The organism is Stenotrophomonas daejeonensis (genome assembly GCF_001431505.1).
Lineage (GTDB): Bacteria > Pseudomonadota > Gammaproteobacteria > Xanthomonadales > Xanthomonadaceae > Stenotrophomonas > Stenotrophomonas daejeonensis.
Map to the genome: position 1 here is coordinate 1 of NZ_LDJP01000080.1, position 25,164 is coordinate 25,164.

The window sequence follows — 25,164 nt, forward strand, 5'->3', positions numbered from 1 at the left end:
GCCGGCCCGATGTCCGACGGGTGCTGTACATGGCCACCTGGGCCGCCATCCGGGCGCGCTCACCGCTGGCCGAAACCTACCGACGGCTGGTGGAGGCTGGCAAACCCAAAAAACTCGCCGTCACCGCCTGCATGCGCAAGTACCTCACCATGCTCAACGCCATGCAGCGCGACAACCTGCCTTGGTACCCAAAAGGAAGCTCTGCATGAAATGACAGTTGACTCCTACACAGGTACGGCATGGCATTGCCCGGTGGCAATACCGCCGCACGGCTTATCATCTGCACCATCACCGTCTGGATTCACCGCAATGATGGAAGACCTCCTGATCGTCACCACCGGTGGCACGATCGACAAGATCTATTTCGACGACAAGTCCGACTACCAGATCGGCGACCCACAGATCGGCATGATCCTGCGCGAATTGGGCGTGACCTTCCGCTTCAACGTGATCTCGATCCTGCGCAAGGACTCCCTGCACATCACCGACGACGACCGCGAGCTGATCCGCGCCACCATCGCCGCGCAGCCGACCCGCCACGTGCTGGTCACCCACGGCACCGACTCGATGGTCGCCACCGGCAAGGTGCTCAAGACCATCCCCGGCAAGACCATCGTGATGACCGGCGCGCTCAGCCCGGCACGGTTCCGCGGCTCGGACGCCGAGTTCAACATCGGCTGCGCGATCGGCGCGGTGCAGTCGCTGCCCGAGGGCGTGTACATCGCCATGAACGGCCGCGTCTGGAACCCGGACAAGGTGCGCAAGAACGTCGAGGCCAACCGCTTCGAGTCGCTCTGACGTGGCCAGGGGCACCCGCGCCACCGCCGCGCTGGACAAGGCCGGCATCGCCCACGGCCTGCACGCCTACGACTACAGCGCCGAGGTCGAGAGCAAGGGCGTGGCCGCGGCGCAGGCGCTGGGCGTCGAACCGGCGCGGGTGTTCAAGACGCTGATGGCGTGGGTGGACAAGCAGCCGCTGGTGGCAGTGATCCCCTGCGACCAGCGGCTGTCGCTGAAGAAGCTCGCCGCGGCCTGCGGCGGCAAGCACGCGCAGATGATGGAGGTGCCCGAGGCCGAGCGCCGCAGCGGCTACAAGGTCGGCGGCATCAGTCCGTTCGCGCAGCAGCGGCCGGCCGACGTGCTGTTCGCCGACAGCGCGCCGCAACACCCCACGCTCTACATCAATGCCGGCCAGCGCGGCCTGCTGCTGGACATCGCCCCGGCCGACGCGCTGTGCTTCCTGAAAGCCCGCCATGCAGATATCTGCGAATAGAATGATCGAGGCAGCGCCAGGAACGCGCGGGCTTATCCGTTCCATTCCATAAACGGAAACCCCCGGCGCAAGGCCGGGGGCTCTTGGAATGGCAGGCAATCGAAACCACCTTCCATGATGCAAACCGCGTCAGCGGCTCGCGCGCAGGCTCACGCCGGAGAACGCGGAATAGCCCTTGACACGAACATGCCAAGTACCTGCGGTCGGCGCGTTGATCGTGCAGGTCTCGTTGTTGCCGGTCAGGTACGGACGGCAATTGTACGCGGTGTCGGTCGGCGCGCTGCCTTGACGCACGTACAGATCGGCATCGCCGCTGCCACCGGACATCTGCACCACCAACTGGCTGGTACCCGACGGCACGGTGAACGTGTAGTTCAACGAGGCGCCGGCCGCGCCCGACAGGCCAGTGACCGGTACGTTGTTCTGCAACTCGTTGCCGCCGCCGCTGCTACCGCTTTGGGTCGCCACCAGACTCAGCCCGGAGAAGCTGCTGTAGGCCTTGACCCGGATGTGCCAAGTGCCCGAGGCCGGTGCGTTGATCGTGCAGGTCTCGTTGTTGCCCGACTGGTACGGACGGCAATTGTACGTGGTATCGGTCGGCGCGCTGCCTTGACGCACGTACAGGTCGGCATCGCCGCTGCCGCCAGAAATCTTCACCACTAGTTGCGAAACGCCGGCAGGTACCTGGAAGGTGTAGTTCAGCGAAGTGCCCGTCGCAGCCGACAAGCCGGTAACCGGCACGTTGTTCTGCAACACGCCGGTACCGGGATTCGGGTTCGTACCGCCGCCCTGAGCGGCCACCACCGCCGCGTCGGCGTCGATGATGCCCGCCCCGCAACCACCGGTACATGCCCCCGGTAACGGGCGGGCGGTACTCTTGATGATGCTCTCCACCGCCGCCGGCAACAGTGGCGTGCTGGCCGCCGACTGCATCAACGCAACCACGCCAGCCACGTGCGGCGTTGCCATCGAGGTGCCATTGTAGGAGGCATAGGTCGCGCTGGCCGGTACCGTAGTGCCGCTGTTGAGGGTGGACAGGATGCTTTGCCCGGGTGCGGAGATATCCACCGCCGTACCATAGTTGGAGAAGCTGGCACGCGCGCCTGCTGAAGTGGTGGCTGCCACCGCGATCACATTGGCGCAATTGGCCGGCACCGAAGTGGATACATTGCGGTTCTCGTTGCCCGCGGCAACCACCACGGTGGTGCCGCGCGAGACCGCACTGTTGATCGCATTCTGGTAGGTGGCCGAACAACTGCCACTACCGCCCAGCGACATATTGATGACCTCGGCCGGGTTGGTGTTAGCCGGTACGCCGCTGACCGAACCACCGGATGCCCAGATGATCGCCTCGGCGATATCGGAGGTATAGCCACCGCACTTGCCCAGCACGCGCACCGGCACGACCTTGGCCTTGAACGCGGTGCCGGCCACACCGGTGCTGTTGTTGCTCACTGCGGCAACCGTGCCGGCGACATGGGTACCGTGCCAACTGGAACCGGAAGCCGCATGGCTGCCACCGCACTCGTTGGCAGCGACCCAATCGCCCTCGTCGGCGGGGTTGTTGTCGCGGCCGTTGCCATCGCGTGCCATCGCCGCGTCACTGATGAAGTCATAGCCAGGCAGGATGTTGGCGTTGAGATCGGGGTGGTTGGTGATGCCGGTGTCGATCACCGCCACCACCACGCCCTCGCCGGTGGCCTTGTCCCAAGCCGGGCGCACGTTGATGCCGGCGTTGGTGGTCCCGAAGCCCCATTGTTCGGAGAAGCGCGGGTCGTTGGGAGTCAGCGTCGGGTGCATGATCTGATCGACCTCGACGTACTCCACACTCGGATCGGCAGCCAATTGCCGCATCAGCAGCGCGGCCTCAACCCGGTCGAGCGCGCGGTCGGTACGGATCACCGACGAGCCAAGCGCGAGTTGGCGCATCCGCTGCACGCCCAGCTTGCGCCCGGAGCGGGCAGGTAGCGCGGCAGCAGCGGCATTCAATGAATCGGTCTGGGCCGAGGCGGTAACCATCTGGCTACCGTCACGGTATTTGACGATGAATCGTTGGTGCGTTGGGGCGGAGTCCAAACCGTCCAGATAGGCCTCGCCGGCGAACGCCGGGACAGCCAGCAACGAACCGAGGGTAGCAACTCCGAGAACAGCCAATGCACACGAACGCAAACAACGTTGCGATTGAAGAGACATCGGATTTCCTTTCTGCGATGAGTAAGTGCCGCAGATGCGGCAAAGCTCCGCCCGATCAGCAGTTACGAACAGCGAATTGGAAGCCAATCGAGAGAAGACCCGGACCGGTCCCCTGTCACCGTCCGTCCGGCGACGCTAATGGCTTTGTCCTGTCAGGACAATCCGCGAGACAGAAACCTGACTGTCTCAAATTCAATTTTGTGGTTGAAGTCACGGAATAAAAGGAAAACCTTTTAATTATCTCTCTATCTCGTGGTGACATCTGCAACAAAAAACCGTTAGACATTTGACGCCACATGTCGATGGTCATTTCGGGTGGTGGCAACAAAAAAGCCCACCCGGATCACCGGGTGGGCCACAAAACGATCGAATGAGGGGCGAACTCAGCCGTCCAGCCGCACCAGCCAGCCGTGGCGGTCCGGCAGGCGGCCGTACTGGATGTCGGTCAGCTCCTTGCGCAGCGACATCGTGACCTCGCCGGCCGGGGCATCGAGGTTGCCGACGGCGAAGCCCTCGCCCTTGAGCTGGCCGATCGGGGTGATGACCGCGGCGGTGCCGCAGGCGAACACCTCGGTGATCTCGCCCGAGGCCACGCCCTGCTTCCACTCATCAATCGACACCTTGCGCTCTTCCACGTCCATGCCGCGGTCGCGCGCCAGCTGCAGGATGGATTCGCGGGTGATGCCTTCGAGGATGCTGCCCGACAGCGCCGGGGTGACCAGCTTGTTCTGCTTGCCATAGACCAGGAACACGTTCATGCCGCCCAGCTCTTCCAGGTACTTGCCCTCGATTGGGTCGAGGAACAGCACCTGCGAGCAGCCCTGCGCCTGCGCCTGCTGCTGCGGCAGCAGCGAGGCGGCGTAGTTGCCGCCGCACTTGGCCGCGCCGGTGCCGCCCTTGGCCGCGCGCGCGTAGTCGGTGGACAGCCAGATCGCCACCGGCGCCACGCCCTTGGCGAAGTACGGGCCGGCCGGGCTGGCGATGACGTAGTAGCTGGCCTTGTGCGCGCCGCGCACGCCGAGGAAGGCTTCGTCGCCGATCATGAACGGCCGGAAGTACAGGCTGGCCTCGTCGGCATCGGACACCCAGTCCTTGTCCAGCGCGATCAGCTGCTTCAGCGACTCGACGAAGATATCCACCGGCAGTTCCGGCAGTGCCAGCCGCGCGGCCGAGCGTTGCAGGCGGCGGCCGTTGGCGTCCGGGCGGAAGGTCCACACCGAACCATCGGCATGGCGGTAGGCCTTGATGCCCTCGAAGATTTCCTGCCCGTAGTGCAGCACCGCCGCGGCCGGGTCCAGCGCGATCGGGCCGTAGGGCATCACCGCCGCGTCATGCCAGCCGGTGTCCTTGTCCCAGCGCACGGCCACCATGTGGTCGGTGAAATGCAGGCCGAAGCCCGGCTTTTCCAGGACCTTGGCGCGCTCTTCCGCGCTGCGCGGGTGGTCCGAACGGGTGACGTGGAAACTCAGGGACTGGGACACCGGTAATTCCTTCCAGATTGCGGGTTTGGAGCCGGCCTGCATGCAAACCGGCCAGTTGGGACCTTACAGCATGCCGGTTTCGAGCCGCGCCGCCTCGGACATCATGTGCTTGCCCCACGGCGGGTCGAACACCAGATCGACGTCGGCCTGGGCCACGGTCGGGATCATCTCCAGCTTGCTGCGCACATCGTCGACCAGGATCTCGCCCATGCCGCAACCGGCCGCGGTCAGCGTCATCTTGACGTCCACCTCGCGCTGGCCGTCGTCCAGGTGCTTGATGTCGACTTCGTAGATCAATCCGAGATCGACGATGTTGAACGGGATCTCCGGGTCGAAACAGGTCCGCAGCTGCTGCCAGACCAGCTTTTCCACGTCCTCGTCGCCGGCGTCGGCGGGCAGGTCGAGCCCCCCCGTCACTTCCTTGCCGATGGCGTCGCCGTCCTTGCCGGCGATGCGGAACAGGTTGCCCTCGACGAACACCGTATAGCTGCCGCCCAGCGCCTGGGTGATGTAGCCATAGCTGCCGGCGGGCAGGGTCACGCTGTCGCCTTGCGGCACCATCACGGCCGGGCAATCGCGTTCGAAGTGGACGGGTTCGCTGCTGCGGGAGTACATGGCGTGCGATATGGGGGCGCCGGGAAGACCGGCAAGGACCCCATTTTATCCGACTGCGCGCCCCCGGCGCCGAAACGCTATGCTGCACGCCCTTTCGCGGAACGCTCATGGCCCCTCTTTCCCCGCCGCCGGCCGGTCGCACCCAGCACTGGCTCTGGCCGCCGCTGTTGCTGCTGGGAAGCCTTACCGTCGCCATCGCCTGGCTGCTGGCCGCCCTGGCCACCGGCACCCCGGCGGGCTGGATGGCACTCGTCGCCGCGCTGGAAGCGGCGTGGATGCTGCGCCTGGGCACGCTGCGCGGCGGCAGGCTGCGCGTGGCCGTCGCGCTGCTGGCGACCGTGCTGATCGCGCTGGCCGCCAACTGGGGCATCGCCGCGGCCTGGATTGGCGGGCCGATGGGGCTGACACCGTGGGAATCGGCGCTGCGCCTCGGCCCGCATCTGGCCTGGACCCTGATCGGGCTGGGCAACGGCGTTGCCGAAATCATCTGGCTGCTGGCCGGCTTGCTGCTCGCATGGTGGCTGGCGCGGTAGCGCCGGCCACTGGCCGGCAGCCCCGCACCCGCTCCGATGTTCCTGCGGTTGTCGACGCCAGGTAGGCCGGGGCTACGCCCCCGGCACTTGGGGTTCATGCCGCCGGGGGTGTAACCCCCGGCCTACGGGGCTGCATGACCTCCCGTGGATGCGGGGCTCGCCCCGCATGAAGCCTTCCCGGCCAAGCCCCGTGCCGGGCAAGCCCGGCACCTGCGCAAACATCGTGCAACGCCGGCCCACTGGCCGGCACCACCTCAATGCCCGCCGTCCAGCGCCTTCAGTTCGCTGACCAGTGCGCTGGCCATTTCCGCGCCATCGCCGTACAGCATGCGGGTGTTGTCCGCATAGAACAATGCGTTCTCGATGCCGGCGAAACCGGTACCCTTGCCGCGCTTGATGACGATGGTGTTCTTCGAGTCCACCACGTCCAGGATCGGCATGCCGTAGATCGGGCTGGTCGGGTCGGTCTTGGCCACCGGGTTGACCACGTCGTTGGCGCCGATCACCAGCGACACGTCGGTGGTGGCGAACTCCGGGTTGATGTCGTCCATGTCGGCGATCAGGTCGTAGGGCACACCGGCCTCGGCCAGCAGCACGTTCATGTGCCCCGGCATGCGCCCGGCGACCGGGTGGATGGCGAACTTCACCTTGACCCCACGCTCGATCAGCCGCTGCGCCAGTTCCCATATCTTGTGCTGGGCCTGCGCCACCGCCAGGCCGTAGCCGGGCACGATCACCACGCGCTCGGCGAAGGCCATCATCGCCGCCACGTCGGCGGCCTCGATCGGCTTCTGGCTGCCGCTGATCTCCGCGCCCTGCCCGCCACCGCCGAAGTTGGAGAACAGCACGCCGCTGATCGGCCTGTTCATCGCCTTGGCCATCAAGCGCGTCAGCAGGATGCCGGCGGCGCCGACCATCATGCCGGCGATAATCAGCGCCTCGTTGCCGAGCACGTAGCCCTCGAACGACACCGCCAGGCCGGTGAACGCGTTGTACAGCGAGATCACCACCGGCATGTCGGCGCCGCCGATCGGCAGCGTCATCAACACGCCCAGCGCCAGCGCGACGACGAAGAAGCCGATGATCGCCACCGGCTGCAGCGTGATCCCCGCCCACACGCCCAGCGACACCATCGCCACTGCCACCAGCAGGTTGAACACCTGCTGGCCGGGGAAGGTGACGCGCTTGTCCAACCGCCCGTCGAGCTTGGCCCAGGCGATGATCGAACCGGACAGCGACACCGCGCCGATCGCCGAACCAATGATCGCCAACGCCAGCACCGTCGCCGACGGCTGCCGCGCGGCCAGGTCGACGATGGCCTGCGCGCTCCAGTGGCTGGTGTCGCGGTTGGCCAGCGCGGAAAAGCGCAGCAGTTCCACCGCACCGATCGCCGCGGCCGAACCGCCGCCCATGCCGTTGTAGAGGGCGACCATCTGCGGCATGTCGGTGATGGCGACCTTCTTCGCCGATACCCACGCCAGCCCGGTGCCCAGCACCAGCGCCACCAGGATCAGCGCGATGTTGTGCAGCCCCGGCAGGAAGAACGTGGCGGCGGTGGCGATCAGCATGCCCAGCCCGGCCCAGCGGATGCCGCTGCGCGCGGTCGTCGGCGAGGCCATGCGCTGCAGGCCCAGCAGGAACAGCGTGGCGGCGACCAGGTAACTGGCGCCCACCAGCCACGAAAGCAGTTGCGCGGTGGTCACGTTCAAGCCCTGTCCTCCGCCTTGGCCGGCTTCCTGCTGGACTTGAACATCTCCAGCATGCGCTCGGTGACCACGTAGCCGCCGGCCGCGTTGCCCGCGCCCAGCGCCACGGCGACGAAGCCGATGGCCTTCTCCAGCGTGGTGTCGGCATGGCCCAGCACCACCATCGCACCGATCAGCACGATGCCGTGGATGAAGTTGGAACCGGACATCAGAGGGGTATGCAGGATCACCGGCACCCGCGAGATGATCACGTGGCCGGCGATCGCCGCCAGCATGAAGATGTACAACGCCACGAACCCGTCGCTCATTGCCGCTTTCTCCAAGGCGTGAAACCGTCTGTCCCGCATGATAACCACGGCAACGAAGCCGGCGCGACGGTTGCGATGTCAACCGTTTCCGCGCCCGTGCGTTGTTACTGGCAGTCCCCTTGCGAGCCGCTACCCTGTGCTGGTGACCAGCCCGCCCCTGCCGACCGCCGCGCCCGCCTCGCTCGATGCCTTCCTGGCCGGCATCGGCCCGCGCGCGTTCCGCTTCGCCGAAGCCGGCCTGCGCCAGCGCGACGATGCGCTGGACGCGGTGCAGGACGCGATGGAGCGCATGCTCGGCTACCGCGACCAGCCCGCCGAAGAATGGACGCCGCTGTTCTGGAGCATCCTGCGCCGGCGCATCATCGACATCCAGCGCCGCCGCAGCTTCCGCCTGAAGTTCTGGGCGCCGGCGCAAGACGAGGACGGCCCGATCGACTGGGCCGACGAAACGCCCGGCCCGGCGCAAACGCACGAGCAGCGCGAGGACTACGCGCGGCTGGTGCAGGCGCTGCGCCAGCTTCCCGCGCGCCAGCGCGAGGCGTTCGGCCTGCGCGTGTTGCAGGAACTGGACGTGGCGACCACCGCCCGGGCGATGGGCTGCTCGGAAGGCTCGGTAAAAACCCACCTGTCGCGCGCCCGCGACGCATTGCAGAAACAACTGGAGGCCACGCGGTGAACCGCCTGCCCACGACCAAGCACGACGATTTCGACCACTCGGTACGGCACCTGCAACGGCAGGCCGAAGCCGCGCTCTCGCCGGCCACGCTGGCCCGGCTGCGGCAGGTGCGCCAGCAGGCCACGGCCAATGGCGCGCCTTCGCCGTGGCGCCGCCGCGGCTGGTGGCTGGCCAGCGCCTGCTCGGCGGTGCTGGCGGTCACCGTGGCGCTGCAATTCCCCACGACGCCCACGCCTGCGCCCGCCGACATCGCGGCCGCAGCCGGCGCCAGCGACGACGACGCTTCCCTGCTGTTCGACGAAAACCCCGAGCTGTACCTGTGGCTGGGTTCGGACGCCCTGGCGATGGAGTGAGAACGATGAACACCCGCCCGTTTTTCCTGCTGCTGCCCCTGCTGCTCGCCTGCGCCGCCCCCGTTGCCGCGCAGCAGGCATTGCCCGAATGGGACCAGCTCACCCCGGCCCAACGCGAAACCCTGATCGCCCCCGTCCGCGAACGTTGGAACGACGCCCCGCCCGAACGCCGCCGGCACATGTACGAGCATGCCCGCAGCTGGCAGCAGATGACGCCCGAGCAGCACGAACAGGCGCGGCGCGGCATGCGCCGCTTCGAGAGCATGTCCCCGCAGCAGCAGCGCGAGGCCCGCGCCCTGTTCGGGAAGATGCGCGGCATGGACAAGGCACAGCGCGAACAGCTGCGCGAGCAGTGGCGGAAGATGACGCCCGAGCAACGCCGGCAGTGGGTGGAAGCCAACCCGCCGCCGGTGCAGGAACGCAGGTGAACCGCAGGCCGGGGATATGCCTCCGGCCTGCCTGCCGGGTCATACCGGCGGGATTTCCCCGGTAGCCGGCCGCTCCGGCCACACCGTCTTCGCCAGCAGTTCGTCGTTCCAATCGAAGGCCAGCGCGCCGTCCTTCAGGAACAGCGCGACGAAGTTGAGCACGTTGCGCGCGTACATCTCGCTGGCGTGGACGGCGCCCATGCTGGCCAGGTCGAGCGGGCCGGCGACGGTGACGCCGCCGACGCCGATGGTTTCGCCCGGCTGGGTCGCCTCGCAGTTGCCGCCGGTTTCGGCGGCCAGGTCGACGATGACGCTGCCCGGCTTCATGCCCGCCACCATCGCCGCAGTCACGATCTTCGGCGCGGGCCGCCCGGGCACCGCGGCGGTGCAGATCACCACGTCGATGCCCTTGAGGTGCTCGGCCAGCCGCTGCTGCTGCTCGGCGCGCTCTTCGTCCGTCAGCTGGCGCGCATAGCCGCCCTCGCCGGCGGCGCTGACGCCGAGGTCGAGGAACTTGCCGCCCAGCGATTCGATCTGCTCGCGGGTTTCCGGGCGCACGTCGAAGCCTTCCACCTGCGCGCCGAGGCGCCTGGCGGTGGCGATGGCCTGCAGCCCGGCCACGCCGGCGCCGACCACCAGCACCTTCGACGGGCGGATGGTGCCGGCGGCGGTGGTCAGCATCGGGAAGAAGCGCGGCGCCAACTGCGCGGCGATCAGCGTGGCCTTGTAGCCGGCCATGCCGGCCTGCGAGCTGAGCACGTCCATCGCCTGCGCGCGGGTGGTGCGCGGCAGCCGTTCCAGCGGGAAGGCGGTCAGTTGCCGCGCCTGCAACGCGGCCGCGCGCGCCGCGTCGGCCTGCGGGTGCAGCATGCCGACCAGCACCGCGCCGGGCTTGAGGCTTTCGATCCGGGCCGGCGCCTGCACGCACAGCACCAGTGCGGCGTCGCCGATGGCGTCATCGATCCGGGCGCCGGCTTCGGCATAGGCCGCGTCGGTGAAACCGGCGGCGCTGCCGGCACCGGCCTGCACCCGCACCTCGGCGCCGGCCGCCCGCAGCTTCTTCACCGTCTCCGGCGTGGCCGACACGCGCCGCTCGCCGCTCGCGGTTTCCTTCAACACCAGTACATCCACGGCCATTGCCCGTCCTCGATGCGCAGTTGAATACGCGTCGGATCGTAGCAAAGCCGGGCCTTGCGGCGGCACATGCGTGCGGATGAAAACATCCGGCGATCGGTTTCCACGGATACGAACGCGGCGGGGCAAGCCCCGCCGCCGCAACGGGTGGAAAACCGCGTCAGTGCAGCGTGGGCTGCTGCGGGTCGAGGCGGTCGATCACGCCCTGCATCGCGGTGTCGAATGCGCCGTCGTCCAGGTGCGGGCGCAACCGGCCCAGCCGTTCCATCACCACCAGTTCTTCCGGCGAGGCGACGCAGAAACGCACGCCGCGGCGGTTGACGAACAGCAGCCGCGAGGAAATCGGGCTCACCCACGACAGCTTGCCGGCCTGCACCTTGCCGTCCTTGTCGACGAAGTCCAGCCAGGTGCCCACGGCCATGCCGCGATAGCGCTCGGCGTCGGCGACGTCCACGCTTTCGGTCTTTTCGGTGCCGAGGTCGAGCGCCGGCGATTCCTGCACCGGCGCCGTCGGCAGCGCCACCTGCGGCAGTTCCGGCAGCGCGCGCTCCAGCTCCGGGCGTGCTTCGGCGATGGCCTGCAGCGTGTCGTGCAGCGCGTCGACCGCCGCCACGCTGCCCTCGCCGTGCAGGCCGACGCTGGCGAACACCTTGCGCAGCGCCGGCTGGCAGGATTGCAGCCATGGCTTGCCGACGATGTGGCGGTGCGCCTCGGCCACTTCCTCCAGCAGCGTGTCGGCCAGCTGCAACGCCTCGCCGACCGAGGCGCCGTCCTCGCCCTCGCGCAGCAGGCCGAGGGTCAGGTGGTGGTTCCACGGCTGCCGCAGGAAGTCGCCGATCGCCGCCGGCAGCGGCGCGCCAGCCTGCAGGCGCTTGTCCAGTTCGGCGGCGGCGCGGCTGCGCGCCATTTCCAGTTTTTCCTGGCCGCGCTGGGTTTCGGCCGCGCGGCGCTCGGCGATCTCGATGCGGCGGCGGTGCTGGGCAAGGAAGTCCCGGAACTCCTCTTCCAGGGTCAGGAAGATGGCCAGGTTCTCGTTGAATTCGGCGATCAGCCGGTCGATGATTTCCTCGACCTTGCCCATCAGAGCGCGCTCGGCCTGGCTTTCGCCGGCATTGCCCTCGCAGGCCTCGGCCAGCGAGTTGAGCAGCTTGCGCGCCGGGTGGGTCTTCTGCACGAACATGCGCCGGTCGAGCATGGCGACCTTGACGAACGGCACCACCAGGCGGCCGATCAGTTCGCGCGAGCGGCCTTCCAGTTCGCGCTCGTCCAGCATCACGTCGAACAGCATGCCGACCAGGTCGATGGCGTCCTCGTCCTGCGGGTCCAGCCGCGCCTGCGACGGATCCACGCCCAGCCGGGTGGCGCCGGAAATCACTTCGTTCTTCAGCCGCTGCGCCAGCGATTCGGTTTCGTCACCGACCGCCGCGCGCAAGGTGGCCGTTGGCGTGGCCTGCAGCAACGACAGCACCGACATCATCTCGTGCTGGCTCAACGGCCGCTGCTGGCCCACCGCGACCTGCGCGGCGGCGGTGGCGTCCTCGCGCACGTGGCGGGTCTGCGCCAGCAGCTCGTGCAGCGCTTCGAGCACCATGTTCTGCCCGTTCGGCGCCGGCTCGTCGCCGAAGGCGCCATGCGCACCGGCCTGCAGTTCGCTGCGGTGCCGGGCCCAGCGCTCGGTGAAACGCCGCGCCCATGCCGGCGCGCTCTGCGGGTCCTCCGGTTCGGCCTCGCGGGCCGGCTCCGGCTCCGGCTCCGGCTCGTGCCGCGCCTTGGCCGCAGCCCGCGACGCGGCGGGACGGCCCGGCTGGGAGATGCCCGGCATCACCCCGGCCTCGGCCAGGCCTTCGTCCACGTCGCGGTAGATGCGGCCGACCTGTGCAGCGAATTCGCGCTCGCACAGCTTGATCAGCACCAGCCGCACCTCGGCCACCAGGTCGCAGGTGGAGAACGCCTCGTGCAGGGCGACGCCGATGTGCTCGGGGCCGACCGGGTTGCTGCTGGCGTCCATCTCGTCCACGCCGGCCACCCACGCCAGGCGGCGGTCCAGCCGCGCCAGCACCGGCTTCCAGTCGCGCAGCACCACGCTGGCGAAATTGCGCACCGCCAGCCGCGATTCGAGGTCGTGCTCGGACAACAGGCTCAACCCGCCGTCACCCTGCGCGGCCTGGGTCAGCACCAGCTCGGCGGACAGCGGCGTGCCGCCTTCCAGCGATTCCCATGCCTGCTTCAGGTGCGCGCCGAAGCGCAGGGTGATGTCCTCGCGGCGGCGGCGCAGCTCGCGCATGCCGTCGAGGAACACCAGCTGCGAGGCGCCGGCAGTCTCGGCGCGGTTGAACAGTTCGTCGTCGAATCCGGCCAGGGCCTTGTCGAAGGCACTGGACAGCGCCGGCAGCGCGGCGTCGCGGGCAAGCGCCAGCAGACCCGGGTTGTGCCCGGGGTGGCCTGATGGATGCGGACTGGACTTCATGCGCAACTGCTCCACACCCGGCGGGAGGCCGGAATGCCGGAAAACGGAAAGTGGGATACGGCTGCTCCCCCAAGCACCGCCCGTGCATGGTAAGGAGACTCGCTGAACAGGGTCAGTGATGCAGTCCGCACTTTGTACCTCGCTGCCGGCAACCCGGCATCCAGCGCCATGCTAAGCACCCGCCGTCGAATTGGCGAGAAAACCGCCGCTGCCGTGGCAGAACGCAGATTTCCCGCCGCCTGAAGCAGGGCATCGGCCGATGTCTATAATCCTTGATTCCCCGTCGTCTGCGATGAACCATGCCCGACCCCGGTTTCCTGCACGCCCTGGAACAGCGCCGCTCGGTCCCGTCCCTGCAGTTGGGGGAGCCCGGCCCGGACCAGGCCACCCTGCTGAAGATGCTGGCCGCGGCGGTGCGGGTGCCCGACCACGGCAAGCTGGTGCCGTTCCGCTTCCTGCGCCTGCAGGGCGATGCCCGGCACGCGCTGGGCGAATTCGTCGCCCGTCGCAGCCATGAACGCGACCCACAGGCGGCCACGGCGGTGGTCGAAAAGGACCGCAAGCGCTTCTCGCATGCGCCGCTGGTCATCGCGGTGGTCGCCCGGTTGCAGGACCACCCCAAGGTGCCCGAGCAGGAACAATTGCTGAGCGCCGGCTGCGCCTGCTTCGCCCTGCTGCAGGCCGCGCAGGGCTTCGGCTTCGGCGCACAGTGGCTGACCGCGTGGATGGCCTACGACGCCGAGGTCGCCCGCCACCTTGGCCTGACCGGCAACGAGCGCATCGTCGGCTTCGTCCACATCGGCACGCCGAAGCTGCAGGTGCCCGAGCGCGAGCGGCCGGACCCGGCCGCGCTGCTGGAAGACTGGCGGCCGTGAACGCGCTGGCGCCGCGCCGGCCGCTGTACCTGGTCGACGCCAGCCTGTACGTGTTCCGCGCCTGGCACTCGATGCCCGACGAATTCCAGGATGCGCAGGGCTGGCCGACCAACGCGGTGCACGGCTTCGCCCGCTTCCTGCTGGAACTGCTCGAACGCGAGCGCCCGGCGCACATCGCCATCGCCTTCGACGAGGCGCTGGACAGCTGCTTCCGCCACCAGCTGTACCCGGCCTACAAGGCTAACCGCGAACCGGCGCCGGAAGCGCTGCGCCGCCAGTTCGCGCACTGCAAGGCGCTGTGCGCGGCGCTGGGCCTGGGCGTACTGGCCGACCGCGACTACGAGGCCGACGACCTGATCGGCAGCGCCCTGCACGCCAGCCGCGGCGACGCGTCGCGCGGGGTGATCGTGTCGGCCGACAAGGACCTGTCGCAGCTGCTGGGCGAACACGACGAGCAGTGGGACTACGCGCGCAACCAGCGCTGGGGCGCGGCCGGGGTCAAGGCGCGGCACGGCGTGCACGCGCACCAGATCGCCGACTACCTGGCGCTGTGCGGTGATGCGGTGGACAACATCCCCGGCGTGACCGGCATCGGCGCCAAGTCGGCGGCAGTGCTGCTGGCGCACTTCGGCAGCCTCGACGCGATGCTGCAGCGGATCGACGAAATCCCGTTCCTGCGCCTGCGCGGCGCCGCGCAGATGGCCACGCGGCTGCGCGAGCAGCGCGAGCAGGCGCTGCTGTTCCGGCAATTGACGACCATCGCGCTCGATGCGCCGCTGGCCACGGCCACGCCCGGCTTCGCGCGCGGCGCGGCCGATGCCGACATGCTCGCCGGGCTGTGCCAGGCGCTGCGCTTCGGCCCGCTGACCCGGCGCCGGCTGCTGGCCGCAGCCGGGCTGGACCGCCCTTCCCCTCCCGCCAGCGAGTTCGCATGAGCCACGACAACACTTCCGAACCCCGCGTCGTCTACGAAGGCAGGTACCAGCGCATGCTGGTGCGCGGCAGTTGGGAATACAGCGAGCGTACCCATGCCGGCGGGCTGGCGGCGATCATCGTCGCGGTCACCCCGGAGGACGAGGTGCTGTTCGTCGAGCAGTTCCGCGTGCCGCTGCAGGCGCGCACCATCGAGATGCCGGCCGGGCTGGTCGGCGACATCGACGCCGGCGAATCCATCGAGGACTCGGCCGTCCGCGAGCTGGAGGAGGAAACCGGCTGGACCGCCGACCATGCCGAAGTGCTGATGATCGGCCCCACCTCCTCCGGCGCCAGCAGCGAGAAGATCGCCTTCGTCCGCGCCACCGGCCTGCGCAGGGTCGGCGCCGGTGGCGGCGACGACAGCGAGGACATCACCGTGCATGCCATCCCACGCGCCCGCGCCGCGGCTTGGCTGGTGCAAAAGATGGCCGAAGGCTACGAGCTGGACGCCAAGCTGTGGGCGGGGCTGTGGATGATCGAGCATCACCTGGACGGCCGCCCACGATGAACCTGCACGCAAACCCGGCCGGAAGTCCGATCACGGCCGTCGCGTCCCTGCTTGGCCGCGACGACCCGCCGCCGTTTACCGTGCACAACCCGCACGGCGCCTCGCCGTTCATGCTGCTGGCCGACCACGCCGGGCAACGCGTGCCCGCGGCGCTGGGCAACCTCGGCCTGCCGCATGCGGAGCTGGACCGGCACATCGGCTGGGACATCGGCATCGCCGGCACCACCGTCGAACTGGCACGACGGCTGGATGCGTTCGCCATCGAACAGACCTGGTCGCGGCTGGTGATCGACTGCAACCGGCCGCTGGCCTCACCCACGCTGATACCGGAGACCAGCGACGGCACCGCGGTGCCGGGCAATGCCGGGCTGGATTCCGCGCAGCGGCAGCAACGCATCGACGCCATCCATGCGCCCTACCACGCGCGCATCGCCGCCGAACTGGACCGCCGCCGCGACGCCGGCCAGCCCACCCTGCTGGTGATGATGCACAGTTTCACCCCGGTGATGAACGGCCATCCGCGCCCGTGGCATTGCGGCGTGCTGTACCACCGCGATGCGCGTTTCGCCCACGCATTGCGCGATGCGCTGCGCGCCGAGGGCGACCTCGACGTCGGCGACAACCAGCCGTATGCGGTCAGCGACAGCAGCGACTATGCGGTGCCGGTGCACGGCGAGGGCCGCGGGCTGCTGCACGTGGAGCTGGAAATCCGCCAGGACCTGATCGCCGACGCCGCCGGCCAGCAGGCATGGGCGGCGCGGCTGGAACGGTTGTTCACGGCCCTGCAGCCGGCATTACCGGCGTAGATGCGGGGATTGCCCCGCATGGGGCTTTCCCGGTGGAGCTTCATGCGGGGCAAGCCCCGCATCTACGGAAGCGCATGGTCGTAGGTCGGGGTTACACCCCGACGCACGGGATACCTGGAGGTGCGCGTCGGGGATGTAACCCCGACCTACGTGCGTGCGCCCTCCCGGCGAGAGAGGGCCACGCGTCGATCGGATCAGGCGAAGCCGTCGGTCGCGCGCACCAGCGCATCCACGTTCTCGGCCTCGAACGCCGAATGGCCCGAGGCCGGGGTGATGTGCATCTGCGCCTTCGGCCAGGCCTTGTGCAGGTCCCAGGCGTTGGCCAGCGGGCACACCACGTCGTAGCGGCCGTGCACGATCACGCCGGGGATGTCGGCGATGCGGTGGGCGTCGCGCAGCAACTGGTCCTCGACCTCGAAGAAGCCGCCGTTGACGAAGTAGTGGTTCTCGATGCGGGCAAAGGCCAGCGCGAAACGCGGGTCGGCATGGCTGTCGGCGAAGTCGGCGTCCACGTGCAGGAAGCTGGTGGCGCCTTCCCACACGCTCCATGCCTTGGCCGCGGCCAGCCGGGTGGCCTCGTCGTCGCTGGTCAGGCGGCGGTGGAAGGCCGAGATCAGATCAAAGCGCTCCACTGCCGGGATCGCACCCACGTAGTGCTCCCACGCATCCGGGAACAGGCGGTTGGCGCCTTCCTGGTAGAACCACTCCAGTTCCCAGCGGCGCAGCATGAAGATGCCGCGCAGCACCAGCTCGGTGACGCGCTGCGGGTAGGTTTCGGCATAGGCCAGCGCCAGCGTCGAACCCCAACTGCCGCCGAACACCTGCCACCTGTCGATGCCCAGATGCCCGCGCAGCTTCTCGATGTCGGCCACCAGGTCCCAAGTGGTGTTGTCCACCAGGTCCGCGTGCGGGGTGGAGCGGCCGGAGCCGCGCTGGTCGAACAGCACGATGCGGTACTTCGCCGGGTCGTGGAACTGGCGCATCTTGTCGGTGCAGCCGCCGCCGGGGCCCCCGTGCAGCATCACCACCGGCTTGCCGTCGGGGTTGCCGCACTGCTCGTAGTACAGCACGTGGCGGTCGTCGACCTTGAGCGTGCCGGTGTCGTAGGGGGCGATTTCGGGATAAAGCGTGCGCATGCGCGGCCTCGCGATTGAACAAGCGCTGATTGTAGGCGGCGGGGGCGCGGCGCGGGCGCGCGCTCAGCCCACGACGCGGTTGCGGCCTTCGCGCTTGGCCCGGTACAGCTGGCGGTCAGCGGCAACCAGCAGGCTGCGCGCGTCGTCGCAGCCCGGCTGCAGGTGGGCCACGCCGATGCTGATGGTCACCGGCACGGGGCTGCCGTCGGGCGCCACGATCTGCAGCCCGGCGACACGGACATGCAGCTCCCGCAACCGGCGCAGCGCATCGTGGCGGCCCATGCCTTCCAGCACCAGCAGGAATTCTTCGCCGCCGTGGCGCGCGGCGAACACCATGCCGGCACAGTCGTCGTCGCCGCGCAGTACCGTGGCGATCCGCTGCAGCACATGGTCGCCGACTTCGTGGCCGTGGTTGTCGTTGATGTGCTTGAAGTGGTCGACGTCGGCCAGCGCCACGCACAGCGGCGTCACCGCGCTGCGGGCGCGGGCCACGGCCTGCTGCAGGCGGCGGTCGGCGGCGCGGCGGTTGGGCAGGCCGGTGAGCTCGTCATGCGTGGCCTGGTGCTCCAGCCGCTGCATCAGGCTGCCGCGCTCGCGGTCGGCCGCCTCCAGCGCGCGGTTCTTCTCGCTCAGCTCCTCGGTGCGGACGCTGATCTCGCGATGCAGCCGGCGCTGGTTGCGGCGGTAGCTGGCGGTATGCAGCCAGAAGCCCAGCGCCACCGCGCCGGCCAGCAGCAACAGGCCGAGCAGACGCGAGGACGGGCGCTTCCACAGCGGCGGCACCACTTCCAGCGCCATCACCGCCGAACCGATGGACTCCTGCCGCGTCCAGTCCAACGGCAGGGTCATGGCCTGCACTTCCAGCCGGTAACGGCCCGGCGGCAGGTTGGTGTAGAGCGCCTCGGTACCGGCGCCGGCCTCCACCCAGCCGGCGTCGAAGCCGTGCAGGCGGTAGCGGTAGCGCAGCTTGTCCGGGGCGCGGAAGTTCAACGCGGCATAGCCGACGGCAAGCCGGCGGGTGCCGGGGCCGAGCTGCAGGCCGGCCTGCAGCGGTTGCTCGACCCCATCCACCGCCAGGCTCTCGAACACCACCGGCGGCACCCGGCCGTCGTCGTGGCCGGCGATCCGCGGGTCGATCAGGCCCAGGCCGGCCGAAGTCGGGAACAGCAGCGCGCCGTTGTCGGCACGCCAGCCGGACGGCATCGAGGCGCCGTTGCCCTGGTTGCCGGGCATGCCGTCGCTGCGGTCGACCACGTGCACCGCCAACAGCCGCCGCGTGCCGGCATCGATCTGGTCGAACTCCCCGCGCGCCACCCGGAAGATGCCGTGGTTGCTGGACAGCCAGAAGTTGCCGCGCTGGTCGTCGAGGATGCGGAACAGCTTGTCGCGCGGCAGGCCGTGGCGGTGGTCGTAGACGTGGAACGTATCGCCGCGCATGCGCAGCAGGCCACGGTCGCTGGCGATCCACAGGTCGCCGGCCGCGTCGCGCAGGAAATCGAACACGTACTGGGCCGGCATGTCGCGCCCGCCGGCCCAGCGGCGGATGGCGCCGGTGCCGTCCAGCGCCGCCATGCCGCCGGTGGTGCCTATCCACAAGGTGCCGTCGACATCGCGGTACAGCGCCTGCACCACCGATTGCGGCTGGCCCTGGCTGTCCAGCCATGATTCAAGGCGGCCATCGTGGTAATGGGCCAGGCCGTGGGTACCGCCGATCCACACACCGCCGCTGGCGTCGGCCAGCACCGCCCGCACCATCGGTTCGGTGTGCTCGCCCAGGCGGATCCGCTCGCGCACCCGGCCCTGCATGTCGAGCCGCAGCACGCCCCGGTCGTAGGTACCGGCCCACAGCATGCCGTCGCGGTAGTCCAGCGACAGCACCGAGGGATCGCGGCCGCCGTCCGGCACCAGTCCGATCGTCTGCATCCTGCCCTGGTACCAGCGGTTCAGGCCGCCGGCGTGGCCGATCCACAACGCGCCGTCGTCGCTCTGCAGCACCGAGCGGACGTAATCGCTGCCCAGCCCGTCCTCCTGGGTGAAGCCGACCGCGGCCACCTCCGCCACCCGGTACAGGCCATCGGTGCTGCCCACCCACACCAGCCCCTCGCGGTCCTCGAGAAGCGCCTGGCCGACGGTGCCCGGCACCTGCAGCCGTTCGTCGCCGCCATTGCTGCGCCGTACCAGCTGGCCGCTGGAGAAATTCATCCAGATCGCGCCGAGGCGGTCACGCAGTACCGCGTCGACCCGCTGCCCGGGCCGGAAGTGCTCGATCCGGCCATCGGCATGGCGCCAGCGCACGCCATCGTCGCCACCGGCGAGCCAGCCGCCCTCGCCGTCGCGGGCGAGCGCACGCACCAGTTCCGTACCCAGCCAGTCCACGCCCCAGCCACTGGCCTGCCCGTCGCGCAGGCGCGTCACGCCACCCGCTTCGGTGGCGACCAGCAGGCCGCCTTCGCCATCGGCCACCAGGGTGATGACGCGCGCGGCCGGCAGCCCGGCCGCGGCGCCGGCATCGTGCAGGTAGCCATCGCCATCCATCCGCAGCAGGCGCTTGGCCGAGGCGATCCACAGCGCGCCGTCGCGGTCGCGCAGCATCCCGGACACCGGCAGGTGGTGCGCCTCCTCCTCCGCGCCCAGTGGCTGCCAGCGTCCCCGGTAATAACGGAACACGCCATCGGCGGCGGTGCCGAACAGCACGCCGCCATCGTCCTCGGGCAGGATGCTGAACACGCCCGACAGCTCCGCTCCCGGCGTGTTCTGGCGGTCGAATGCGGTGAAATGGCGGCCGTTGAAGCGGACCACGCCTTCCCAGGTGCCGGCCCACATGAAGCCGTCGCGGTCCTGGGCGACGACGTGCACCATGTTGTGCGGCAGGCCGTCGTCCATCGTCCAGCCGCTGACCATGTAGTGGCGGCCGTCGTTGCCCCACGCGGCCGGGAGCAGCAGGCACAGGCACAACAGCGCCAGCCGGCGGCACGAGCGAATGGCCCTTCCCGTCATGTGACCGCGACCGCTCGACAAAGCCAACCCTCCGGCGACCGCGGCCGGTGCCCCCTGCACCGGCCGTCGCGCCAATCTACCATCCGCGGCCCCGGCACGGCGCCGCGGCGGCGGGGGTCAGGCGTCGGCTTCGTCCGGGTGCACCCGGAACCAGGCCGCATACAGTGCCGGCAGGAACACCAGGGTCAGCACCGTGCCGACGATCAGCCCGCCCATGATCGAGATCGCCATCGAGCCGTAGAACGCGCTGCGCGACAGCGGGATCATCGCCAGCACCGCCGCCAGCGCGGTCAGCACGATCGGGCGGAAGCGGCGTACGGTGGCGTCGATGATGGCGTGCCAGCGGTCGTGGCCGGCGTCGATGTCCTGCTGGATCTGGTCCACCAGGATCACCGAGTTGCGCATGATCATGCCGGCCAGGGCAATGGTGCCGAGCAGCGCGACGAAGCCGAACGGCACCCGGAAGATCAGCAGGAACAGGGTCGCGCCGATGATGCCCAAGGGCGCGGTGACCAGCACCATCGCCGCGCGCGAGAAGCTGCGCAGCTGCAGCATCAGCAGGGTGACCACCACGATCAGGAACAGCGGCATGCCGGCCTTGATCGAGTTCTGCCCGCGCGCCGAATCCTCCACCGTGCCGCCCACTTCCAGCAGGTAGCCGTCCGGCAGCGCGGCGCGGATGTCGTCCAGCGTCGGCAGGATCTGCGCGGTCACCTCCGGCGGCAGCAGGCCGTCGCCGATGTCGGCGCGCACGGTGACGGTGGGCAGGCGGTTGCGGTGCCAGATGATGCCGTCCTCGAACACGTACTCCAGCCGGGCCACCTGCGACAGCGGCACCGCGGTGCCGCTGGGCGTGGGGATGGCCAGGCTGCCCAGCAGCTCCAGCTGCGCGCGCTCGGCGTCCGCGCCGCGCAGCAGCACGCCGATCTGGCGGTTGCCCTCGCGGTAGGTACTCACTTCCAACCCGGTCAACGCGCTGCCCAGGAACTGCGCGATCTGCGCGCTGCTCACGCCCAGCACGCGGGCGCGGTCCTGGTCGACCACCAACCGCACCACCTTGCTCGGCTCGCTCCAGTTGAGGTTGACGTTGGTGGTGTGCGGGTTCTGCCGCACCTTGTCGGCCACCTGCCGCGCCAGCGCCTGCACCCGCTCGGGGTGTTCGCCGGAAACCCGGAACTGCACCGGGTAGCCTACCGGCGGGCCGTTCTCCAGCCGGGTCACGCGCAGCTGCACGTCGGCGAACTGCGGCACCACCTCCTTCAGCAGCCAGTCGCGCACGGCCTCGCGCGCATGGATGTCCTGCGCCAGCACCACGAACTGGGCGAAGTTGGTGGCCGGCAGCTGCTGGTCCAGCGGCAGGTAGAAGCGCGGCGAGCCGGTGCCGACGTAGCCGACATAGTTGGCGATGCCCTCGCGCTTCTCCAGCAGCGCCTCAAGCTTGCGCGCCTGCGCCTGCGTGGCGGTCAGCGAGGCGCCTTCGGCCAGTTCGATGTCCACCATCAGCTCGGGCCGGGTGGAGTCGGGGAAGAACTGCTGCGGCACGAAGCGGAACATCGCCAGCGAGAACACGAACAGGCCGACGGTGGCCAGGATCACCAGCCAGCGCCGCCGCAGGCAGGCGTCGAGGAAGCGGCGGAAGCGCTGGTAGAACGCGCTCTTGTACGGGTCGTGGTCGTGCGCCAGCTGCTTGGGCGCGATCAGGTTGGCCAGCGCCGGGTTGCGGTCGGCCCAGCGCAGGCGCAGCGCGTGCCAGCGCCCGGCGAGGCTGCCCGGCTTCGGGGCCGTGCGGTTGTGCAGGTCCGGCAGCATCTTGTCGCCGAGGTACGGGATGAACAGCACCGCGGCGATCCACGACACCACCAGCGCGATGGTCACCACCTGGAACAGCGAGCGGGTGTATTCGCCGGTGCTGGAGGCGGCGGTGGCGATCGGCAGGAAGCCGGCGGCGGTGATCAGGGTGCCGGTCAGCATCGGGAACGCGGTCGATTCCCACGCGAAGCTGGCCGCGCGCATCCGGTCGTAACCCTGCTCCATCTTGGTCGCCATCATCTCCACCGCGATGATCGCGTCGTCCACCAGCAGGCCCAGCGCCAGCACCAGCGCGCCGAGGGAAATCTTGTGCAGGCCGATGTCGAACTGGTGCATGACGAAGAAGGTCATCGCCAGCACCAGCGGGATGGTTACGCCCACCACCAGCCCGGTGCGCAGGCCCAGCGAGAAGAAGCTGACCAGCAGCACGATCACCACCGCCTCGGTCAGCACCTGCACGAACTCGCCGACCGAGTCCTCCACCGCGTGCGGCTGGTCGGACACCTTGCGCAGCTGCATGCCGGCCGGCAGCGTCTGCTGCAGGCGCTCGAACTCGGCATCGAGGGTGGCACCGAGCTTGAGGATGTCGCCGCCGTCCTTCATCGCCACGGCAATGCCGATCGCATCCTCGCCCATGAAGCGCATCTTCGGCGCGGCCGGGTCGGCGAAGCCGCGCCGGACCTCGGCAATGTCGCCCAGCCGCACGGTGCGGTCGCCGGCATGGATGGGGAAGGCGCGGATGTCGTCGACCGACTGGAACTGTCCGCTGACGCGCAGCTGCACGCGGTCGCTGGGCGTCTCGAACCAGCTGGTGGGGACGATGGCGTTCTGCTCGGACAGCGCCTGTTGCACCTGCTGCATCGACACGCCCAGCGTGGCCAGCTTGGTGTTGGACAGCTCGACCCACACCTTCTCGTCCTGCAGGCCGACCAGGTCGACCTTGCCGACGTCGGCCACCCGCTGCAGCTCCAGCTGGATGCGGTCGGCGTAGTCGCGCATCAGCGCGTAGTCGAAGCCCTTGCCGGTGAGCGCGTAGATGTTGCCGAAGGTGTCGCCGAACTCGTCGTTGAAGAACGGCCCGACCACCTCGGCCGGCAGCTGCGAACGGATGTCGCCGACCTTCTTGCGCACCTGGTAGAACAGCTCGGGCACGTCCTTGGAGCGCATCGAGTCGCGCGCCATGAAGATCACCTGCGACTGGCCCGGGCGCGAGTACGACTGGATCGACTCGTACTGCCCGGTGTTCATCAACGCCTTCTCGATCGGCTCGGTGACCTGCCGCGACACCTGCTCGGCGGTGGCACCCGGCCAGGCGGTCTGCACCACCATCGCCTTGAACGTGAACGGCGGGTCCTCGGACTGGCCGAGGTGCTTGTACGACCAGGCGCCGATGACCGCCATCGCCAGCATCGCGAACAGCACCAGCGGGCGGTTGTTGAGCGCCCATTCGGAAAGATTGAAGCGGCGCACGCGCTTACTCCTTGTCCGTGGTGGACGTGGCCGGCGTCAGCACGGGCCGGTTCTGGCGATCCACCGCCGTCACCGGCTGGCCTTCGCGCAGCAGGTGGCCGCCGGCGGCGACCACCCAGTCGCCGGCCTTCAACCCCGACAGTACCGGCACGCTGTCCGCGCCATAGGCGCCCAGCGCCACCTCGCGCAGGTGCACCGCGCCCTTGGCCGGGTCCACGACCCACACGCCGGCCTGCCGTTGCGACTTGCCCGGCTGCACCGCCGCCAGCGGCACGCTCAACGCGCCGCCCTCGGCATGGGCGGCGAACACGCGCGCGCTCTGCCCCAGTTCCACCGCGTCCAGCGCTTCGGCCGCCAGGCTCACCCGGGTGGCGTAGGTACGCGCCTGCGCGTCGGCGGCCGGGGCGATCTCGCGGATCGTGCCGGGCCAACGCCTGCCCGGCTGGTTCCACAATTCCACTTCCACCGCCTGCCCCACCGCGAAGTCGCGGATGCCGCTCTCCGGCAGCGCGATGGCGACCTCGCGGGCGCCGTCGGCGGCCAGCGTGTAGACCGGCTGGCCGGCGGCGACCACCTGCCCGGCCTCGGCCTGGCGGCTGGCGATCACCCCGTCGGCCGGCGCGCGCAGTTGCGCGTAGCCGGCCTGGTTGCGGGCGACATCGAGGTTGGAGCGGGCCGCGTCGGCCTGCCCCTGCGCCGCCTTCAGCGCGGCGTTCTGCGCATCCAGCGCCGAGCGGCTGACCAGTTGCTGCGCGGCCAACGCGGCGTAGCGCTTCTGGTCGTCGCGGGCCCGCACCAGGTCGGCCTCGGCGGCGGCGTACTGCGCCTGCGCCGCGCGCGCCTGCAGGGCGTAGTCGGCCACGTCCAGCTCGGCCAGCAACTGGCCCTTCTTCACCCGCTGCCCGGCGTCGACGTGGCGCCGCAGCAGGTTGCCGCCGACGCGGAACGACAATGCCGCTTCCTCGCGCGCCCGCACTTCGCCGGGATAGGCGGTGGCGGCGACGTCACCACCACCGGGGTGGACGACCAATACCGGGACGGCAGCGGCGGGAGGGGTGTCCGGCTTGCCGCAGGCGGCCAGCAGCGTCGTCAGCAGGGCGGTGCCAATCCATCGAGCAGTGTTCATGGGCGGGGGTCGCTTGGAGGGAGGGGGATGGCGTCAGCCATCATTATTGAACGCCCCGGTATGGTATAAATATCGAACTGATTGGTCTAGTATTGCCACAATGTCTCCGCAGCACTCCACCTCCCCTCCCACAAAGACCACCACCGCGTGACGCCGGCCCCGGCCGCCCCAAGGACCTGGGCAAGCGTGCCGCGATCCTGGACGCGGACAAGGACATGTTCATCGAACTGGGCTTCAACGGCGTGCGCATGGACGGCATCGCAGCCACCGCCGGCGTCCCCAAGCCCAACGTGCA

General features: G+C 69.3%; 22 protein-coding genes and 1 pseudogene. 12 read left to right on the forward strand and 11 right to left on the reverse strand.

The features are described from left to right. The 3 genes and pseudogenes from ABB34_RS12890 to ybaK form a co-directional block, all read left to right on the forward strand. A pseudogene (locus tag ABB34_RS12890) lies at positions 1-209 on the forward strand (hypothetical protein); the annotation flags it as partial. Positions 210-312: 103 nt separating this feature from the next. Next, entirely contained in the window at positions 313-798 is a 486-nt protein-coding gene (locus tag ABB34_RS12895; protein ID WP_057641751.1) for an asparaginase domain-containing protein, read from the forward strand. A gap of 1 nt (position 799) precedes the next feature. Next, positions 800-1,273 (forward strand): Cys-tRNA(Pro) deacylase, encoded by a 474-nt coding sequence (ybaK, locus tag ABB34_RS12900; RefSeq protein ID WP_057641734.1) that lies wholly within the window; start codon positions 800-802, stop codon positions 1,271-1,273. Between the two features lie 129 nt (positions 1,274-1,402). Here the strand turns inward: ybaK and ABB34_RS12905 are convergent, their stop codons facing one another. From ABB34_RS12905 to sufT, 3 genes are all read right to left on the reverse strand, one after another. Further along, entirely contained in the window at positions 1,403-3,466 is a 2,064-nt protein-coding gene (locus tag ABB34_RS12905) for a S8 family peptidase (RefSeq protein ID WP_083490199.1), read from the reverse strand. Positions 3,467-3,849: 383 nt separating this feature from the next. After that, the gene (locus tag ABB34_RS12910) at positions 3,850-4,947 is read right to left on the reverse strand and encodes a branched-chain amino acid aminotransferase (protein WP_057641752.1); all 1,098 of its coding nucleotides are present in this window, start codon (positions 4,945-4,947) and stop codon (positions 3,850-3,852) included. Positions 4,948-5,010: 63 nt separating this feature from the next. Then, positions 5,011-5,562 (reverse strand): putative Fe-S cluster assembly protein SufT, encoded by a 552-nt coding sequence (gene sufT, locus ABB34_RS12915; RefSeq protein WP_057641735.1) that lies wholly within the window; start codon positions 5,560-5,562, stop codon positions 5,011-5,013. A gap of 107 nt (positions 5,563-5,669) precedes the next feature. Between sufT and ABB34_RS12920 the strand changes: the two genes are divergently transcribed. Beyond that, positions 5,670-6,095 (forward strand): hypothetical protein, encoded by a 426-nt coding sequence (locus ABB34_RS12920; RefSeq protein ID WP_057641736.1) that lies wholly within the window; start codon positions 5,670-5,672, stop codon positions 6,093-6,095. 254 nt (positions 6,096-6,349) lie between these two features. On the opposite strand, the gene ABB34_RS12925 is transcribed toward ABB34_RS12920, so the two are convergent. After that, entirely contained in the window at positions 6,350-7,804 is a 1,455-nt protein-coding gene (locus ABB34_RS12925; RefSeq protein WP_057641737.1) for an NAD(P)(+) transhydrogenase (Re/Si-specific) subunit beta, read from the reverse strand. Next, a complete protein-coding gene (locus ABB34_RS12930; protein ID WP_057641738.1) occupies positions 7,801-8,109 on the reverse strand; it encodes an NAD(P) transhydrogenase subunit alpha part 2 in 309 nt (102 codons plus the stop codon). The genes ABB34_RS12925 and ABB34_RS12930 overlap by 4 nt, the downstream gene beginning before the upstream one ends. A 37-nt stretch (positions 8,110-8,146) precedes the next feature. On the opposite strand from ABB34_RS12930, the gene ABB34_RS12935 reads away from it, so the two are divergent. The 3 genes from ABB34_RS12935 to ABB34_RS12945 are packed head-to-tail and all read left to right on the forward strand — an operon-like array spanning position 8,147 to position 9,566. After that, positions 8,147-8,785, forward strand: coding sequence for an RNA polymerase sigma factor (locus tag ABB34_RS12935; protein WP_083490201.1), 639 nt, complete (start codon positions 8,147-8,149; stop codon positions 8,783-8,785). Next, entirely contained in the window at positions 8,782-9,138 is a 357-nt protein-coding gene (locus tag ABB34_RS12940) for a hypothetical protein (RefSeq protein ID WP_057641740.1), read from the forward strand. The genes ABB34_RS12935 and ABB34_RS12940 overlap by 4 nt, the downstream gene beginning before the upstream one ends. Beyond that, positions 9,135-9,566, forward strand: coding sequence for a DUF3106 domain-containing protein (locus ABB34_RS12945; protein WP_152979624.1), 432 nt, complete (start codon positions 9,135-9,137; stop codon positions 9,564-9,566). The genes ABB34_RS12940 and ABB34_RS12945 overlap by 4 nt, the downstream gene beginning before the upstream one ends. A gap of 39 nt (positions 9,567-9,605) precedes the next feature. On the opposite strand, the gene ABB34_RS12950 is transcribed toward ABB34_RS12945, so the two are convergent. Together ABB34_RS12950 and ABB34_RS12955 are read right to left on the reverse strand one after the other, a co-directional pair. Next, complete coding sequence (locus ABB34_RS12950; protein WP_057641742.1) at positions 9,606-10,703, reverse strand: NAD(P) transhydrogenase subunit alpha; 1,098 nt, start codon at positions 10,701-10,703, stop codon at positions 9,606-9,608. A 157-nt stretch (positions 10,704-10,860) separates the two neighbouring features. Beyond that, positions 10,861-13,167, reverse strand: coding sequence for a DUF1631 domain-containing protein (locus tag ABB34_RS12955; RefSeq protein WP_057641743.1), 2,307 nt, complete (start codon positions 13,165-13,167; stop codon positions 10,861-10,863). A gap of 299 nt (positions 13,168-13,466) precedes the next feature. On the opposite strand from ABB34_RS12955, the gene ABB34_RS12960 reads away from it, so the two are divergent. From ABB34_RS12960 to ABB34_RS12975, 4 genes are read left to right on the forward strand one after another with little or no spacing between them, the layout of a single operon-like run. After that, the gene (locus tag ABB34_RS12960; protein ID WP_057641744.1) at positions 13,467-14,042 is read left to right on the forward strand and encodes a nitroreductase family protein; all 576 of its coding nucleotides are present in this window, start codon (positions 13,467-13,469) and stop codon (positions 14,040-14,042) included. Further along, positions 14,039-14,977 (forward strand): 5'-3' exonuclease, encoded by a 939-nt coding sequence (locus ABB34_RS12965; protein WP_057641745.1) that lies wholly within the window; start codon positions 14,039-14,041, stop codon positions 14,975-14,977. Before ABB34_RS12960 ends, ABB34_RS12965 begins: the two co-directional genes overlap by 4 nt. After that, on the forward strand, positions 14,974-15,525 hold the full coding sequence (locus tag ABB34_RS12970; RefSeq protein WP_057641746.1) for an NUDIX hydrolase: 552 nt from the start codon (positions 14,974-14,976) through the stop codon (positions 15,523-15,525). Before ABB34_RS12965 ends, ABB34_RS12970 begins: the two co-directional genes overlap by 4 nt. Next, a complete protein-coding gene (locus ABB34_RS12975; RefSeq protein ID WP_057641747.1) occupies positions 15,522-16,331 on the forward strand; it encodes an N-formylglutamate amidohydrolase in 810 nt (269 codons plus the stop codon). The genes ABB34_RS12970 and ABB34_RS12975 overlap by 4 nt, the downstream gene beginning before the upstream one ends. Positions 16,332-16,525: 194 nt before the next feature. On the opposite strand, the gene pip is transcribed toward ABB34_RS12975, so the two are convergent. The 4 genes from pip to ABB34_RS12995 form a co-directional block, all read right to left on the reverse strand. Beyond that, positions 16,526-17,467: a prolyl aminopeptidase gene (gene pip, locus ABB34_RS12980; protein WP_057641748.1), complete on the reverse strand. Its 942-nt coding sequence runs from the start codon at positions 17,465-17,467 to the stop codon at positions 16,526-16,528. 63 nt (positions 17,468-17,530) lie between these two features. Beyond that, positions 17,531-20,368 (reverse strand): diguanylate cyclase, encoded by a 2,838-nt coding sequence (locus tag ABB34_RS12985; RefSeq protein WP_425478987.1) that lies wholly within the window; start codon positions 20,366-20,368, stop codon positions 17,531-17,533. Between the two features lie 213 nt (positions 20,369-20,581). Beyond that, positions 20,582-23,743, reverse strand: a complete 3,162-nt coding sequence (locus ABB34_RS12990) for an efflux RND transporter permease subunit (protein WP_057641749.1) — start codon at positions 23,741-23,743, stop codon at positions 20,582-20,584. A 4-nt stretch (positions 23,744-23,747) separates the two neighbouring features. Beyond that, a complete protein-coding gene (locus ABB34_RS12995; protein ID WP_057641750.1) occupies positions 23,748-24,869 on the reverse strand; it encodes an efflux RND transporter periplasmic adaptor subunit in 1,122 nt (373 codons plus the stop codon). Between the two features lie 92 nt (positions 24,870-24,961). Here ABB34_RS12995 and ABB34_RS15555 point away from each other — a divergent pair. After that, on the forward strand, positions 24,962-25,164 hold a 203-nt coding region (locus tag ABB34_RS15555), incomplete at its 3' end, for a TetR/AcrR family transcriptional regulator (protein ID WP_245625450.1).

Coding starts and splice junctions, on each gene's coding strand:
- ABB34_RS12955 (WP_057641743.1), bottom strand. CDS start 13,167: ATGAAGTCCAGTCCGCATCCATCAGGCCACCCCGGGCACAACCCGGGT.
- ABB34_RS12985 (WP_425478987.1), bottom strand. CDS start 20,368: ATGGTCAGCGGCTGGACGATGGACGACGGCCTGCCGCACAACATGGTG.
- ABB34_RS12995 (WP_057641750.1), bottom strand. CDS start 24,869: ATGAACACTGCTCGATGGATTGGCACCGCCCTGCTGACGACGCTGCTG.
- ABB34_RS12935 (WP_083490201.1), top strand. CDS start 8,147: ATGATAACCACGGCAACGAAGCCGGCGCGACGGTTGCGATGTCAACCG.
- ABB34_RS12905 (WP_083490199.1), bottom strand. CDS start 3,466: ATGTCTCTTCAATCGCAACGTTGTTTGCGTTCGTGTGCATTGGCTGTT.
- ABB34_RS12920 (WP_057641736.1), top strand. CDS start 5,670: ATGGCCCCTCTTTCCCCGCCGCCGGCCGGTCGCACCCAGCACTGGCTC.
- sufT (WP_057641735.1), bottom strand. CDS start 5,562: ATGTACTCCCGCAGCAGCGAACCCGTCCACTTCGAACGCGATTGCCCG.
- ABB34_RS12960 (WP_057641744.1), top strand. CDS start 13,467: ATGCCCGACCCCGGTTTCCTGCACGCCCTGGAACAGCGCCGCTCGGTC.
- ABB34_RS12895 (WP_057641751.1), top strand. CDS start 313: ATGGAAGACCTCCTGATCGTCACCACCGGTGGCACGATCGACAAGATC.
- ABB34_RS12970 (WP_057641746.1), top strand. CDS start 14,974: ATGAGCCACGACAACACTTCCGAACCCCGCGTCGTCTACGAAGGCAGG.
- ABB34_RS12930 (WP_057641738.1), bottom strand. CDS start 8,109: ATGAGCGACGGGTTCGTGGCGTTGTACATCTTCATGCTGGCGGCGATC.
- ABB34_RS12950 (WP_057641742.1), bottom strand. CDS start 10,703: ATGGCCGTGGATGTACTGGTGTTGAAGGAAACCGCGAGCGGCGAGCGG.
- ABB34_RS12975 (WP_057641747.1), top strand. CDS start 15,522: ATGAACCTGCACGCAAACCCGGCCGGAAGTCCGATCACGGCCGTCGCG.
- pip (WP_057641748.1), bottom strand. CDS start 17,467: ATGCGCACGCTTTATCCCGAAATCGCCCCCTACGACACCGGCACGCTC.